The 13,975-nt window shown below is 68.7% G+C and carries 13 protein-coding genes and 1 pseudogene; 12 read left to right on the forward strand and 2 right to left on the reverse strand.

Annotated features, from left to right (window positions below; genetic code table 11):
• The first annotated feature begins 247 nt into the window (after positions 1-247).
• The gene (locus AB0M99_RS08580) at positions 248-745 is read left to right on the forward strand and encodes a hypothetical protein (RefSeq protein WP_365918113.1); all 498 of its coding nucleotides are present in this window, start codon (positions 248-250) and stop codon (positions 743-745) included.
• A gap of 4 nt (positions 746-749) precedes the next feature.
• On the opposite strand, the gene AB0M99_RS08585 is transcribed toward AB0M99_RS08580, so the two are convergent.
• Positions 750-1,070: a ferredoxin gene (locus AB0M99_RS08585; protein ID WP_365917987.1), complete on the reverse strand. Its 321-nt coding sequence runs from the start codon at positions 1,068-1,070 to the stop codon at positions 750-752.
• 264 nt (positions 1,071-1,334) lie between these two features.
• Between AB0M99_RS08585 and arc the strand changes: the two genes are divergently transcribed.
• The 6 genes from arc (at position 1,335) to prcA (ending at position 7,501) form a co-directional block, all read left to right on the forward strand.
• Positions 1,335-3,101 carry a proteasome ATPase gene (gene arc, locus AB0M99_RS08590; protein WP_365917989.1) on the forward strand — a complete coding sequence of 589 codons (1,767 nt, stop codon included), beginning with the start codon at positions 1,335-1,337 and terminating at the stop codon, positions 3,099-3,101.
• Between the two features lie 252 nt (positions 3,102-3,353).
• Positions 3,354-4,865: a depupylase/deamidase Dop gene (gene dop, locus AB0M99_RS08595; RefSeq protein ID WP_365917991.1), complete on the forward strand. Its 1,512-nt coding sequence runs from the start codon at positions 3,354-3,356 to the stop codon at positions 4,863-4,865.
• Positions 4,866-5,041: 176 nt separating this feature from the next.
• Positions 5,042-5,254, forward strand: coding sequence for a ubiquitin-like protein Pup (locus AB0M99_RS08600; protein WP_133898495.1), 213 nt, complete (start codon positions 5,042-5,044; stop codon positions 5,252-5,254).
• 45 nt (positions 5,255-5,299) lie between these two features.
• A complete protein-coding gene (locus AB0M99_RS08605) occupies positions 5,300-5,899 on the forward strand; it encodes an endonuclease VII domain-containing protein (RefSeq protein ID WP_365917993.1) in 600 nt (199 codons plus the stop codon).
• Entirely contained in the window at positions 5,851-6,690 is an 840-nt protein-coding gene (gene prcB / locus AB0M99_RS08610) for a proteasome subunit beta (protein ID WP_365917995.1), read from the forward strand. The genes AB0M99_RS08605 and prcB overlap by 49 nt, the downstream gene beginning before the upstream one ends.
• A 46-nt stretch (positions 6,691-6,736) precedes the next feature.
• Entirely contained in the window at positions 6,737-7,501 is a 765-nt protein-coding gene (prcA, locus tag AB0M99_RS08615; protein WP_365917997.1) for a proteasome subunit alpha, read from the forward strand.
• A 57-nt stretch (positions 7,502-7,558) separates the two neighbouring features.
• On the opposite strand, the gene AB0M99_RS08620 is transcribed toward prcA, so the two are convergent.
• Positions 7,559-8,551: a LacI family DNA-binding transcriptional regulator gene (locus tag AB0M99_RS08620; RefSeq protein WP_365917999.1), complete on the reverse strand. Its 993-nt coding sequence runs from the start codon at positions 8,549-8,551 to the stop codon at positions 7,559-7,561.
• 134 nt (positions 8,552-8,685) lie between these two features.
• Here AB0M99_RS08620 and AB0M99_RS08625 point away from each other — a divergent pair.
• The 5 genes and pseudogenes from AB0M99_RS08625 (at position 8,686) to AB0M99_RS08645 (ending at position 13,945) form a co-directional block, all read left to right on the forward strand.
• Positions 8,686-9,985 (forward strand): annotated as a pseudogene (locus tag AB0M99_RS08625) (MFS transporter).
• A gap of 9 nt (positions 9,986-9,994) precedes the next feature.
• Positions 9,995-11,356: a Pup--protein ligase gene (pafA, locus tag AB0M99_RS08630; RefSeq protein ID WP_030016332.1), complete on the forward strand. Its 1,362-nt coding sequence runs from the start codon at positions 9,995-9,997 to the stop codon at positions 11,354-11,356.
• Positions 11,357-11,495: 139 nt separating this feature from the next.
• Positions 11,496-12,434, forward strand: a complete 939-nt coding sequence (locus AB0M99_RS08635; protein ID WP_365918001.1) for an FKBP-type peptidyl-prolyl cis-trans isomerase — start codon at positions 11,496-11,498, stop codon at positions 12,432-12,434.
• A 28-nt stretch (positions 12,435-12,462) separates the two neighbouring features.
• Positions 12,463-12,858 (forward strand): FKBP-type peptidyl-prolyl cis-trans isomerase, encoded by a 396-nt coding sequence (locus AB0M99_RS08640; RefSeq protein WP_365918003.1) that lies wholly within the window; start codon positions 12,463-12,465, stop codon positions 12,856-12,858.
• Between the two features lie 130 nt (positions 12,859-12,988).
• Positions 12,989-13,945 (forward strand): WYL domain-containing protein, encoded by a 957-nt coding sequence (locus AB0M99_RS08645; protein ID WP_365918005.1) that lies wholly within the window; start codon positions 12,989-12,991, stop codon positions 13,943-13,945.
• Positions 13,946-13,975 lie beyond the last annotated feature (30 nt).

A 13,975-nucleotide genomic window follows, 5' to 3' on the forward strand; every position in this document is an offset into this window, starting at 1 on the left:
GCGCAGTTCCCCGCACGATCCGGGAACTGCGCCACAGCGCCTTTTCGTTGTCCGGGAAGCCGGGCCGCCGGCTGCGGACCCGGCCGTTCCACCTCCGTGTGAGGTGTGGCACGATGCTGGCTCCCCGTCACCCTTCGCACAGGAGACACCCCGCGTGCTGCACAGCCCCGCCGAGCTGACGCCCACCCTGGAAACCCTGGCGCACAACCACGCCCGGCCCATCCACTGGCTCGCCACGGCCTCCGCCATGGCCGCCGTCATAGCCGGCGCGGGACTCCTCCAGCCCGAAGCGGCCACCGGAGCCCCCGCGGGGCCCCACAGCGGCCCCCGGGCCACCGCACCCGACGCGCACGCCGTCACCTACCCCCTGGACTGCAAGGGCGCCCCGCAGACCGTCACGGCCACCGCCGAAGGCGATCTCGACGGCGACGGCCGCCCCGAGACGGTCGCCGCCGTCCGCTGCGAAGCCGGCTCCGGAACCCCGCCGCACGCGATCTACGTACTCACCCGCGACAAGGCCGAAGGCGCCCCGCCACGCGTCGTCGCCACCCTGCTCGACACCGCCCGGCGCCAGACCGCCACCGACCTCACGATCCGCGACCGGACCGTCACCGCGAGTCTCCTCGGCTACTCCGGACCCGAGGTCCCGCGCTGCTGCCCCGACAAGAAACAGCTCGCCAAGTGGCTCTGGAGCGGCGGGAAATTCCGCCAGGAGCTTACGGACTCCGGCCCCGGAAGTGTTTGAACCGTCACTCCGCGTCGGGACCGAAGACCTCGACCCTGTCCGAAACGCGCCTTACGTGAATACAGTCACCCGGGCATTCCTTCGCCGAGTCCACCACGTCCTGGAGCAGGACCAGCGGAACCGGAGTGCTCGCCCCCGCCTCCTGCAGCAGCTCGTCGTCGGCGCTCTTCACGTACGCCAGACCGTCGATGTCCAGCTCGAACACCTCCGGGGCGTACTGCACGCAGATGCCGTCACCGGTGCAGAGGTCCTGGTCGATCCACACCTCGAGCGGTTCTCCGGCCCCGCCGGGACCGCTCGTGGGAGCCTCCTGCTGCACGGTCATATCTCCTGCACTTCCCTGCCCTGAGTGATCCATCCCGCACACAACTCGCAGCAAGTCGCGCGAGCTCCGGCGGGTGTTGAACAGTTCGACCTTACAACCGGCTGCTTTCCGATGTTGATGGGTGGGTATTTCCTTGGCGTGAGGGAGTACGCAAGGGTGAAGATCGGACACACCTCTACCGTCTTTGTGATCTAGGGGTTTCAATCACCACCAGCCCAGGTAGGGTCAGGAAGCGTCCAGCTCCCCTTGGAGGAGGTGAGGACCGTGGCAGCCCACGACGACGACATCAACCGCGGCATCCGGCCGGGGCGAGGGTCTGAGGACCCCGCCGGTCAGGTTGCCTATCTCGAGCAGGAAATCGCCGTCCTGCGACGTAAGCTCGCCGACTCTCCGCGACACACGAGGATTCTCGAAGAGCGGATCGTCGAGCTCCAGACAAACCTGGCCGGCGTCTCCGCACAAAACGAGCGCCTGGCCAATACCCTCCGCGAAGCCCGCGACCAGATCGTGGCCCTCAAGGAGGAAGTCGACCGGCTCGCACAGCCGCCGGCCGGCTTCGGTGTCTTCCTTCAGGCGAACGAGGACGGCACCGTCGACATCTTCACCGGCGGCCGGAAGCTCCGCGTGAACGTCAGCCCCAGCGTCGAACCGGAAGACCTCCGGCGCGGCCAGGAGGTCATGCTCAACGAAGCGCTCAACGTGGTCGAGGCCATGGAATTCGAGCGGGCCGGGGACATCGTCACCCTCAAGGAGATCCTCGAGGACGGCGAGCGCGCCCTGGTGGTCGGGCACACCGACGAGGAGAGGGTGGTGAGGCTGGCCGAGCCGCTCCTGGACGTCACCATCCGCCCCGGCGACTCCCTGCTGCTCGAACCCCGCTCCGGCTACGTCTACGAGATCGTCCCCAAGAGCGAGGTCGAGGACCTCGTCCTCGAAGAGGTCCCCGACATCGACTACGACAAGATCGGCGGCCTGGGCGACCAGATCGAGCTGATCCGCGACGCCGTCGAGCTCCCGTACCTCTACCCCGACCTCTTCAAGGAACACGAACTGCGGCCCCCGAAGGGCATCCTGCTCTACGGCCCGCCCGGCTGCGGCAAGACGCTCATCGCCAAGGCCGTCGCCAACTCCCTTGCCAAGAAGGTCGCCGAGGTGACCGGCCAGCCCGCCGGGAAGTCCTACTTCCTGAACATCAAGGGCCCCGAACTCCTCAACAAGTACGTCGGCGAGACCGAGCGGCACATCCGCCTCGTCTTCCAGCGTGCCCGGGAGAAGGCGAGCGAGGGCACCCCCGTCATCGTCTTCTTCGACGAGATGGAATCCCTCTTCCGCACCCGCGGATCCGGAGTCAGCTCGGACGTGGAGAACACCATCGTCCCCCAGCTGCTCGCCGAGATCGACGGCGTGGAAGGCCTGGAGAACGTCATCGTCATCGGCGCCTCCAACCGCGAGGACATGATCGACCCGGCCATCCTGCGCCCCGGCCGACTCGACGTGAAGATCAAGATCGAGCGCCCGGACGCCGAGGCCGCGAAGGACATCTTCGCGAAGTACCTCAAGGTCTCGCTGCCCCTGCACACGGACGACCTGTCCGAGCACTCGGGCTCCGCGGCCGGCACCGTCCACAGCATGATCCAGACCGTCGTCGAGCAGATGTACGCCGAAACCGAGGAAAACCGCTTCCTCGAGGTCACGTACGCCAATGGCGACAAGGAAGTCCTCTACTTCAAGGACTTCAACTCGGGCGCGATGATCCAGAACATCGTGGACCGTGCGAAGAAGATGGCGATCAAGGCCTTCCTCGAGCACAACCAGAAGGGCCTCCGCGTCTCCCACCTCCTCCAGGCCTGCGTGGACGAGTTCAAGGAGAACGAGGACCTGCCGAACACCACCAACCCCGACGACTGGGCCCGAATCTCCGGCAAGAAGGGCGAGCGGATCGTATTCATCCGCACGCTCGTCACCGGAAAGCAGGGCGCGGACACCGGACGCTCCATCGACACGGTGGCCAACACCGGTCAGTACCTCTGACGAAGCCGGGCGGCTGCGGGTGCCCCGGCCGGGGCACCCGCAGCCGACTGCTTTACCGACTGCCTTTTTCAGCCGGTGACAGGGCAAAGGCAATGACTGAAATGATCTCCCCACCAGCGCGGAGTGGTTCTAGGCTCTTCCGTACCGCCGGTCGCGCAGTGCGGGGACGGGCACCGCACCAGACGCACCGGAGCACCAGCGGTACTTGAGCGCCGCTCCCGAACGGGAGCGCCGCCGGGCAAGGAGGGCCGCATGACCGTACGGCGAGTAATGGGGATCGAGACGGAGTACGGGATCTCCGTCCCCGGGCACCCGAACGCCAATGCCATGCTCACCTCGTCCCAGATCGTCAACGCCTACGCGGCGGCGATGCACCGGGCGCGACGCGCCCGCTGGGACTTCGAGGAAGAGAATCCACTACGGGACGCCCGCGGCTTCGACCTCGCCCGCGAGGCCGCCGACAACAGCCAGCTCACCGACGAGGACATCGGCCTCGCCAATGTGATCCTCACCAACGGCGCACGCCTCTACGTCGACCACGCGCACCCCGAGTACAGCTCGCCGGAGGTCACCAATCCACTGGACGCCGTGCTCTGGGACAAGGCCGGCGAACGGATCATGGCCGAGGCGGCCGTACGGGCGGCACAACTGCCCGGCGCCCAGCCGATCCACCTCTACAAGAACAACACCGACAACAAGGGCGCCTCCTACGGCACGCACGAGAACTACCTGATGAAGCGGGAGACCCCCTTCTCGGACATCGTGCGCCACCTCACCCCCTTCTTCGTCTCGCGCCAGGTCGTCACCGGCGCCGGACGCGTGGGCATCGGCCAGGACGGACGCGAGCACGGCTTCCAGATCAGCCAGCGCGCGGACTACTTCGAGGTCGAGGTGGGACTGGAGACCACCCTCAAGCGGCCCATCATCAACACGCGCGACGAACCGCACTCGGACGCGGAGAAGTACCGCCGCCTCCACGTGATCATCGGCGACGCCAACCTCTCCGAGATCTCCACCTACCTCAAGCTCGGCACGACGGCCCTGGTCCTGTCCATGATCGAGGACGGGTTCATCAACGTCGACCTGGCCGTGGACCAGCCGGTGCGCACCCTGCACCAGGTCTCCCACGACCCGGACCTCCACCACCTGATCACGCTGCGCAGCGGGCGGACACTGACCGCCGTGCAACTGCAGATGGAGTACTTCGAGCTGGCCAGGAAGTACGTGGAGGAGCGTTTCGGCTCCGACGCGGACGAGCAGACCAAGGACGTGCTGGCCCGCTGGGAGGACGTACTGGGCCGGCTGGAGAGCGACCCGATGAGCCTGTCGGGAGAGCTGGACTGGATCGCGAAGCGGGAGATCCTGGAGGGCTACCGGAGGCGCGACGGACTCGGCTGGGACGCGGCCCGTCTGCACCTGGTGGACCTCCAGTACGCGGACGTACGGCCCGAGAAGGGGCTGTACAACCGCCTGGTGGCCCGCGGCAAGATGCGGCGGCTGCTGGAGGAGCCGGCGGTCGAGCGGGCCCAGAGCAAGCCGCCGGAGGACACCCGGGCGTACTTCCGGGGCCGCTGCCTGGAGCAGTACGCCGATGACGTGGCCGCGGCCTCGTGGGACTCGGTGATCTTCGACCTGCCGGGGCACGACTCGCTCCAGCGGGTCCCGACGATGGAGCCGCTGCGGGGGACCCGTGCCCACGTCAAGGAGCTCCTGGACCGCTGCCGCACGGCGGAGGACCTGGTGCGGGTGCTTTCGGGGCGCTGAGCGGGGCTGAAAGGCCTCCGGCCCGGGAATCATGAAGACAGCCGGACGTTAATGAAAGTACGGGGACGGATGCCGGGCCCTCCTTGTAGGGTCCGACGTAGGGTCTGATCTTGAGGGATCCCGAATTCGCGGGATCTCTCGACGTGAGCGTGCGAACCGAGCGGGGTGAGGTAGACATGGCGACCAAGGACACCGGCGGCGGACAGCAGAAGGCGCAGCGCTCGACCGAGGAGGTCGAGGAGGCGGCGGTCGAGGAATCGACCGACCTCAAGGAGCGCCAGGAAAAGCTCTCCGACGACGTCGACTCCGTCCTGGACGAAATCGATGATGTGCTCGAAGAGAATGCCGAGGATTTTGTTCGAAGCTTCGTTCAAAAGGGTGGCCAGTAGGGGCATTTTCCTTCGAAATGAAGGTGGCCCTGATGGGCTAGTGCCATGTCTACGGAATCGAAGCCGTGTCGTGGATGTGGTCGGCAGCAGCCGCTCAGTGCGTTTGCTGCGAACCGCTCTACCAAGGACGGCCTGCAGGCCCGATGTCGCTCATGCGTCGCCGAGTACGGGGCGGAGCACTACCGACGCCGACAGGCCGCCAAGGGGAAGTCGGTCTGGGTGCGGGCAGAGGTGCCGCCGGGTTCGAAACAATGCCGGTCCTGCGGGGAGGTCAAGCCCCACACCGAGTGGCACAAGAACGCAACCGCACCTGACGGGCTGGCGACTTGCTGCAAGCCGTGTAAGGCGGCGCGCGGGAGGGCGGGGCATCTCAAGCGTGCCTACGGCATCACCGAGGCTCAGCGCGACGGGATGATCGCCGCTCAGGGCGGGGTCTGCGCGATCTGCCAAGAAGCTCTGGCGGAGCATGTGGACCACGATCATCAGACGGGTAAGGTCCGAGGCGTACTGTGCTTCAGCTATAACGCAGCCTTGGGGCAGTTCAAGGATCGGCCGGACGTCATACGGCGTGCAGCCGCTTACGTGGAAGGAAACCTGTGGAACCCAACACTCGTAGCACAGGGCGTCTACCGGCAGCCTTCCTGACGCCGGGGTCGTCGTCCTTCATGGACTTCCTGGGCGCGCACTCGCCCGAGATGCTGCCGGGCAACCGCAAGCTGCCCGACGGGGTCATCGAGGCGCCGCACGGGACGACCATCGTGGCCGCCACCTTCCCCGGCGGGGTCGTGCTCGCCGGTGACCGGCGCGCGACCATGGGGAACATGATCGCGCAGCGGGACATCGAGAAGGTGTTCCCGGCGGACGAGTACTCCGCGGTGGGCATCGCCGGTACGGCCGGCCTGGCCGTGGAGATGGTCAAGCTGTTCCAGCTGGAGCTGGAGCACTTCGAGAAGGTGGAGGGCGCGACGCTCTCCCTGGAGGGCAAGGCCAACCGGCTCTCGACCATGATCCGGAGCAATCTGGGCATGGCGATGCAGGGGCTGGCCGTCGTACCGCTCTTCGCGGGTTACGACGAGGGCAAGGAGAAGGGCCGGATCTTCTCCTACGACGTGACCGGCGGCCGCTCCGAGGAGCACGGCTTCGCCGCCACCGGTTCCGGCTCGATCTTCGCGCGCGGCTCGATGAAGAAGCTCTACCGCCCCGACCTGACGGAGGAGCAGGCCACCACGCTGGTCGTCCAGGCGCTGTTCGACGCCGCGGACGACGACTCGGCGACGGGTGGGCCGGACCTGTACCGGCACATCTACCCGATCGTCACCGTCATCACCGACGAGGGCTTCCGCAGGCTGACCGACGATCAGTCGCAGGACCTCGCCCGCAAGGTGACCGACCGCCGGCTGGAGCAGCCCGACGGTCCGCGCGCCGCCCTCCTCTGACCATCCGCCGTTCCTCAGGAGCCCAGAAGAAAGGGACGGACAGCCGGTGTCGACTCCGTTCTATGTGTCACCCCAGCAGGCCATGGCCGACCGGGCGGAATACGCCCGGAAGGGCATCGCCCGCGGTCGCAGCCTCGTCGTGCTGCAGTACGCCGACGGCATCGTGTTCGTCGGCGAGAACCCGTCCCGCGCGCTGCACAAGTTCAGCGAGATCTACGACCGGATCGGCTTCGCGGCCGCCGGCAAGTACAACGAGTACGAGAACCTGCGGATCGGTGGCGTGCGCTATGCCGATCTGCGCGGTTACACCTACGACCGTGACGATGTGACGGCCCGTGGGCTGGCGAACGTGTACGCGCAGACCCTCGGCACGATCTTTTCGAGTGCCGGTGAGAAGCCGTACGAGGTGGAGCTGGTCGTCGCCGAGGTCGGGGCGACCGCCGCGGGCGACCAGATCTATCGGCTGCCGCACGACGGGTCGATCGTGGACGAGCACGGGTCCGTCGCGGTGGGTGGCAATGCCGAGCAGATCAGCACGTTCCTCGACCAGCGTCACCAGGACGGGATGACCCTGTCCGAGGCGTTGAAGCTGGCGGTGCAGGCGCTGTCGAGCCAGGCGAACGGTGCGGACAAGGCGATTCCGGCCGAGCGGCTGGAGGTCGCGGTGCTGGACCGGACGCGTGCGCAGCAGCGGAAGTTCAAGCGGATCCGGGGCCGGCAGCTGTCGCGGCTGCTGGAGGCGGACGTTCCGGCGGCCGTGCAGGCGGATGCCGTGTCGAACGACGAGGCTCCGGAGGACGAGGCCGGGTAGGTCCTGTCCGGTGATGGCCCCGGTCTGCCGTTTTCGGCGGGCCGGGGCTTCGTCGTGTCAGCGGGCGGGGCCGGTGGAGCCGCGGACGACGAGTTGGACGGGGATGTCGGGGGCGGTCCAGGGGGTGCCTTCGAGGACGGCGAGGAGTGCGGTCATGCCTTGTTCGCCGATGCGTTCGGCGGGGAGGCGGACGGTGGTGAGTTCGGGTTCGACGGCGGTGGCGAGGGCGAGGTCGTCGAAGCCGGTGACGGAGAGGTCGTCGGGGACGCGCAGGCCGAGGCGGCGGGCGGCCTTGCAGGCGCCGGCGGCGAGGATGTCGTCGTCGCAGATGACGGCGGTGGGTCGGGTTCCGGGGGTCGCCAGGGCGCTCTCCATGGCCGTACGGGCGCTGTCGACGCTGAGGGGGGACCGTACGGTGCGCAGGTCGGCGTGGGGGCCCAGGAGGGCGGTGAGGGCTTGGGCGCGGGCTTGGAAGGTCCAGGTGTCGATGTCGGAGGCGAGGTGGAGGAAGCGGTGGTGGCCGAGGGCGTGGAGGTGTTCGGTGACCTGGCGCATGCCGTCGGCGACGGCGAGGTTGACGTGGGCGGCGGCGCGGTCGGAGGCGGGGTCGCTGTCGAGCATGACGAGGGGGAGTCCGTCGCCGCCGATGGCTTCGAGGGCTCGGGCGGCCATGGATGAGGCGATGACTCCGTCGAGTGCGGCGCGGGCGGAGGCGAAGGGGTCGCGGGCGGGGCCGGTGCCGTCGGGGGAGGGGTAGAGGACGACGCCGAAGCCGTGTTCGGCGGCGATGCGGGCGGCGCCGGTGTAGACGCGGGCGAAGAACTCGTTGGTGAGGGCGGGGACGACGAGGAGGGCGGTGCGGGTGGAGCCGAGGCGCAGGTTGCGGGCGGCGAGGTTGGGGCGGTAGCCGAGGCGGGTGGCGGTTTCGCGGACGTGGGTGGCGGTGCGTTCGGAGACGCGGCCGTGCCATTTGTCGCCGAGGACGAGGGAGACGGTGGCCTGGGAGACCCCGGCGGCGGTGGCGACGTCGCGGCTGGTGGGTCTGGTCACAGGGGGCTCCCGAAGCGCGTGGTCAGGGGGTGTCGGGGGGTCGTCGGGTGGACCGGCGGCCTGCGGCCATGGTACGTATGACGGGTCAGGTTATACGTATTACCCCGGTCGGATCCGGGCAGAAGGGGGCGGACATGGCCGCGGGATACGCGGAGCTGCTCAGGACCCGGCACGCCGCTAGGCTGCTGGTGGGCACGCTCATAGGCCGGCTGCCCAACGGCACGGCGGCCATCGCCATCGTGCTGTTCACGCGGTCCGAGGGCGGCAGCTACAGCCTCGCGGGGGCGCTGGCCGCCTCGTACGGGCTGGCCAACGCGATCGGGCAGCCGCTGCTGGGGCGGGCCGTGGATCTGTACGGGCAGCCGCGGGTGCAGCTGCCGGCGGCGGTGGTGTCCGCGCTGGGCATGGTGTGGCTGGCTCTGGCGGGTACGGGGTCGGCGCTGCCGGCCTATGCGGCGGTGGTGATCGCCGGGCTGTTCACGCCTCCGCTGGAGGGCGGGCTGCGGGCGCTGTGGCCGGGGGTGCTGGGCGGCCGTGAGGAGCGGGTGCACGCGGCGTACGCGATGGACGCGGTGGCGCAGGAGGTCATGTTCACGGTCGGTCCGCTGCTGGTGACGCTGTTCGTGTCGCTGTGGTCGCCGGCCGGGGCCCTGCTGGCCCTGAACGCGATCGGGGTGCTGGGCGCCCTGTCGGTCGTGGTCAGCGAGCCCTCGCGCACCTGGCGGTCGGCGCCGCGCGAGGCCCACTGGCTGGGTGCGCTGCGCTCCAAGGGGCTGCTGGCGCTGCTGGGTGCCTTCTTCTTCGTGGGCATGGCGCTGGGTTCGATCGCGGTGGCCGCCGTGGCGTACGCGGACGATCACGGGAACCAGGCGGTGTACGGGTGGCTGATGGCGTCGCTGGGGCTGGGCGCGCTGATCGGCGGGGTGGTCTACGGTGCGCGGCAGTGGGCCGGTGCGCCCGAGCGGCGGTTGCGGATGCTGGTGGCGATGCTCGCGCTGGGTTACCTGCCGCTGATGCTGACGCCGGGTCCGGTGGCGATGTCGGTGCTGGCGGCGCTGTCGGGTGTGTTCCTGGCGCCGGCGCTGGCGTGTGCGTTCATCGTGGTGGACCGGCACGCTCCGGCGGGCACGGTCACGGAGGCGTTCTCCTGGCTGGTGACGTTCTTCGGGGTGGGGGCGTCGATCGGTACGGCGGCGGCCGGGCCGGCCGTGGAGCTGGGCAGTACGGCGACGAGCTTCGCGGTGGCGAGTGTTGCCGGGGTGGCGGCGCTGGGGGTGCTGACGGCCACTCAGAGGGTGCTGGCGACGGCGGGTCGCAGTCGTGCGGTGGCGGGTTCGCCGGAGGGTGTGTCAGGGGTGCCGTCGGACCGGCTCGTCGGCAATTGATCGAAACGGCACTGGCGAACCCGGTTTCAGAAGAGGGCAGAAGGCGTAATGTTCAGTCATGGACCGCCGCATTTTCGGGCTGGAGAACGAGTACGGCGTCACGTGCACGTTCAGGGGACAGCGCCGACTGTCTCCTGACGAAGTGGCGCGCTACCTCTTCCGCCGTGTTGTGTCATGGGGCCGCAGTAGCAATGTCTTCCTGCGGAACGGCGCCCGCCTCTACCTCGACGTGGGTTCGCATCCGGAATATGCAACTCCCGAATGCGACAACGTGACCGAACTGGTCACGCACGACAAGGCCGGCGAGCGCATTCTCGAAGGCCTGCTCGTCGATGCCGAACGCCGCCTGCACGAGGAGGGAATCGCGGGCGACGTATACCTCTTCAAGAACAACACCGACTCGGCGGGCAACTCCTACGGCTGCCACGAGAACTACCTGGTGGCCCGGCACGGAGAATTCTCCCGCCTCGCGGACATCCTGATTCCGTTCCTCGTCACGCGGCAGTTGATCTGCGGCGCGGGCAAGGTGCTGCAGACGCCCCGGGGTGCGGTCTACTGCGTGAGCCAGCGGGCCGAGCACATCTGGGAGGGCGTCAGCTCCGCGACGACCCGTTCCCGGCCGATCATCAACACCCGGGACGAGCCGCACGCGGATGCGGAGCGCTACCGCCGGCTGCACGTCATCGTGGGCGACTCGAACATGTCGGAGACGACCATGCTGCTCAAGGTCGGGGCCACCGACCTGGTGCTGCGCATGATCGAGGCGGGCACGGTGATGCGTGACCTGACGCTGGAGAACCCGATCCGGGCGATCCGCGAGGTCAGCCACGACATCACCGGTCAGCGCAAGGTGCGTCTGGCGAGCGGCCGGGAGGCCTCGGCGCTGGAGATCCAGCGGGAGTACTACGACAAGGCGGTGGACTTCGCCGAGCGCCGGGGCATCCGGACCGGTGTGGTGGACCAGGTGCTGGAGCTGTGGGGCCGGACCCTCGACGCGATCGACGCGGAGGACCTGGACCGGATCGGCACCGAGATCGACTGGGTGATGAAGTACCAGCTGATCGAGCGGTACCGGGCGAAGCACAACATGACGATGTCCAACCCGCGGGTGGCTCAGATAGACCTCGCGTACCACGACATCCACCGGCGGCGCGGCTTGTACTACTTGCTGGAGCGCAAGGGGCAGGCGGCGCGGATCTGCAACGACCTGAAGATCTTCGAGGGCAAGTCGGTGCCCCCGCAGACCACGAGGGCGCGGCTGCGCGGGGACTTCATCCGGCGGGCCCAGGAGCAGCGCCGGGACTTCACGGTCGACTGGGTGCACCTGAAGCTGAACGACCAGGCGCAGCGCACGGTGCTGTGCAAGGACCCGTTCCGTTCGGTGGACGACCGGGTGGAGAAGCTCATCGCCGGGATGTAGGGCGCCGGTGGTGGTGCGCACGTGGCGCGATGTGACATCGCACTGATCTGGCCCAGGGCCTCGTACGGATCTCGTACGAGGCCCTGCGCACGGCTTAGAGTGGCGACGACCGTCCAGCCGTCTGAGATCTGAGGAACACGTGCGCCGACTTGCCGGCCTGCTTGTCGTACCCCTTCTGCTGCTGTCGACAGCAGCCTGTGGCGACAGCGGCTCCGACTCCGCCCAGATGAAGAACGGGGTGCCCGCGATCACGAAGGGCGCCAAGTTCGGGGAGACGCCCACCCTGTCCAAGGGGTCCGGCGAACCGCCCAAGGAACTGAAGGTGGAGACCATCAGCGAGGGCACCGGCCCGGTGCTGAAGAAGGGCGACGTCGCCCAGGTCAACTACTCCGGCCAGGTGTGGGACGGCAAGGAGCCCTTCGACGCCAGCTTCGGCAAGGGCAAGCCGTTCGAGGTCACCATCGGTGCCGGCCAGGTCATCAAGGGCTGGGACCAGGGCCTGGAGGGCAAGAAGGTCGGCAGCCGTCTGGAGCTGGTGATCCCGCCGGCCCTCGGTTACGGCGACAAGGGCTCGGGCGACAAGATCAAGCCGAACGCCACGCTGGTGTTCGTCGTGGACATCGTCAAGGGCACCACCATCCCGGCCTCCGCCACGGGCAAGGAGGTCCCGCAGGACAACAAGGACCTGCCCAAGGTCGGCACGAACACGGACGGCAAGGAAGTCTCCGTGGCCGTCCCGAAGGACGTGACCCCGCCGGCCAAGCTGGTCTCGGACTACGTCCTGGAGGGTGACGGCGCGGTCGTCAAGGACACCGACAACGTCGTGGTCAAGTTCAACGGCAAGACGTGGAAGGACGACAAGACCTTCGAGAGCACGTACACGTCGGACACGACGGTGACCTGGCCGATGGAGCAGCTCTCGGTCAAGGGCCTGAAGGACGGCCTGGTCGGCAAGAAGGTCGGCAGCCGCATCCTGCTGGTCATCCCGCCGGACCAGGGCTTCGGCGACAAGGAGCAGGGCACCATCCCGGCCAACTCGACCCTGGTCTTCAGCCTCGACATCCTCGCCGTGGTGTAAGACTGTTCCGGTTGACCGTTTCGTACGTATGAGGAGCAGTTCCGTGAGCGACAAGCTCGAGAAGCCCGAGATCGACTTCCCCGGTGGCGAGGCCCCCAAGGACCTCGTGGTGGAAGACATCTGGGTGGGCGACGGCGCCGAGGCCAAGGCCGGCGACCGGGTTTCCGTCCACTACGTGGGCGTGGCCTTCTCCACCGGCGAGGAGTTCGACGCCTCCTGGAACCGCGGCTCCGCGCTGCAGTTCCAGCTCGGTGTCGGCCAGGTCATCTCCGGCTGGGACCAGGGTGTCCAGGGCATGAAGGTCGGCGGCCGCCGCAAGCTCGTGATCCCCGCGGACCTCGCCTACGGCGACCGCGGCGCGGGCAGTGCGATCGCCCCGGGCGAGACGCTGATCTTCGTCTGCGACCTGGTCAAGGTCGGCTGATCCGGACATCCGCGATCGGTGCAGGGGCCCCCGCCGTCCGGCGGGGGCCCCTCGCTTTTGCCGGAGACCGCCGGGGCGGTACGGTCAACGGTCACGAGTGTGTACGTCGAGCAACGGGGGACTGGCGTCGATGGCGATTGCCAAGGCCGAGCGGCTGATGAATCTGGCGTTGTGTCTGCTGGGGACCCGCCGGCCGCTCAGCAAGCGCGAACTGCGCGGTTCCATCGAGGCCTACATGGAGGCCGGCAACGACGAGTCCTTCAACCGCATGTTCGAGCGGGACAAGGACGATCTGCGCGAACTCGGCCTGGTCATCGAGACGGTGGAGAACCTGGAGGGGGAGACGGGCTACCTGGCCCGCCGTGACAGCAACCGGCTGCCGCCCGTGTCCCTCGACGCCGAGGAGGCCGCCGCCCTCGGGCTCGCGGCCAAGGTCTGGCAGCAGGCCCGCCTCGCCGGTGCGGCCAGCGGCGCCCTGCAGAAGCTGCGCGCGGGCGGGATGCCCGAGGCCGGCGACCCGTACGAGGGCCAGCACAGCGCCATCGAGCCGCGCATCCCGGTCCACGAGGCGGCCTTCGAGCCGCTGATGCTGGCCTGCCGGGACCGCCGGCCGGTGGTCTTCGACTACCGCAAGTCCACCGCCGCCCGCCCCGAGACCCGCCAGGTCGAGCCGTGGGCGCTGGAATGCTGGCGCGGCCACTGGTACCTGGCCGGATACGACCGCGACCGCGGGGCGGAGCGCGTGTTCCGGCTGTCCCGGATCACCGGCAAGGTCAAGTCCCGCGCCGCCAAGTACACCGCCGAGGTCCCGGACGTGGTGACCGTACGGGAGACCGTGGCGAGCTGGGCCGGGGAGAGCGCCGACCGCTCCGCGGTCATCCGGCTGCGCGCCGGCGCGGGCTACCCGCTGCGGGCGAAGGCCACGGCCGTGCGCGAGGGCGGCGACGGCTGGGACGAGCTGGAGATCCCCTACGGGCACGGACTGGACGCCTGGCTGGTGGAGTTCGGCCCGGACGTCGTGGTGCTGGACCCCGCCGACCTGCGGGCCGACGTGGTGGACCGGCTCCGCGCCGTCGCCAAGGGCTGACCCGACCGCAACATCAGTAGCAATGCCCTG

The sequence above is a fragment of the Streptomyces sp. NPDC051183 genome (assembly GCF_040682455.1).
In the GTDB taxonomy this organism is placed as follows: domain Bacteria; phylum Actinomycetota; class Actinomycetes; order Streptomycetales; family Streptomycetaceae; genus Streptomyces.

What these genes read in the sequence shown, in the direction of transcription:
- AB0M99_RS08580 (WP_365918113.1), top strand. Translation starts at nt 248, where the DNA reads ATGGCCGCCGTCATAGCCGGCGCGGGACTCCTCCAGCCCGAAGCGGCC.
- AB0M99_RS08585 (WP_365917987.1), bottom strand. Translation starts at nt 1,070, where the DNA reads ATGACCGTGCAGCAGGAGGCTCCCACGAGCGGTCCCGGCGGGGCCGGA.
- dop (WP_365917991.1), top strand. Translation starts at nt 3,354, where the DNA reads ATGACCGTACGGCGAGTAATGGGGATCGAGACGGAGTACGGGATCTCC.
- AB0M99_RS08600 (WP_133898495.1), top strand. Translation starts at nt 5,042, where the DNA reads ATGGCGACCAAGGACACCGGCGGCGGACAGCAGAAGGCGCAGCGCTCG.
- AB0M99_RS08605 (WP_365917993.1), top strand. Translation starts at nt 5,300, where the DNA reads ATGTCTACGGAATCGAAGCCGTGTCGTGGATGTGGTCGGCAGCAGCCG.
- pafA (WP_030016332.1), top strand. Translation starts at nt 9,995, where the DNA reads ATGGACCGCCGCATTTTCGGGCTGGAGAACGAGTACGGCGTCACGTGC.
- AB0M99_RS08640 (WP_365918003.1), top strand. Translation starts at nt 12,463, where the DNA reads ATGAGGAGCAGTTCCGTGAGCGACAAGCTCGAGAAGCCCGAGATCGAC.
- AB0M99_RS08645 (WP_365918005.1), top strand. Translation starts at nt 12,989, where the DNA reads ATGGCGATTGCCAAGGCCGAGCGGCTGATGAATCTGGCGTTGTGTCTG.